At 66.4% G+C, this 440-nt stretch carries 1 protein-coding gene; it reads right to left on the bottom strand.

Annotated features, from left to right (window positions below):
* Positions 1-396: plasmid mobilization protein (locus D9V41_RS18690; protein WP_424922806.1), on the bottom strand; the 396-nt coding region annotated here is incomplete at its 3' end.
* Positions 397-440 lie beyond the last annotated feature (44 nt).

The raw sequence follows: 440 nt of genomic DNA on the forward strand, positions 1-440 counted from the left end.
GTTCGCGTGCCGAGCGATCTGATTCATGTTGTCCGCTGATCCGGCGACGATCCGGCGCGCTCGAAGAAGATCAGCCAACAGCTCGCGCGACGCGATCGCGCCCTCACCCTGCTCACTCAGCGCCACGGTCAACAGGTATCGCTGGCGGCTCATCCCAGCCGCCTCAGCGCGGGCCGCCAGTGCCGTCGCCTCGTCGTCGGACAGCCGCATAAAGAGCGGCTTTCCTCGCGCGCCATCCGCTCGGTTCTCCAGTCGTCGACGTCGACCCGCCATGGTCGCGGCCCCCTTCTCGCCCAGCGCAGCGCCCCCCTGAAACGGGGGTTCCGACACGGCCAGTGTCGCCCACCAGCGAGCCAAAGTCGAGCGCTCACTAGCACTTAGATTATCTAAGTGCATATCTTGCTCCCGGTCAGGAGCGCCAGCGGATGAAGCCAGCGCGG

Source organism: Aeromicrobium phragmitis (assembly GCF_003674095.1).
Lineage (GTDB): Bacteria > Actinomycetota > Actinomycetes > Propionibacteriales > Nocardioidaceae > Aeromicrobium > Aeromicrobium phragmitis.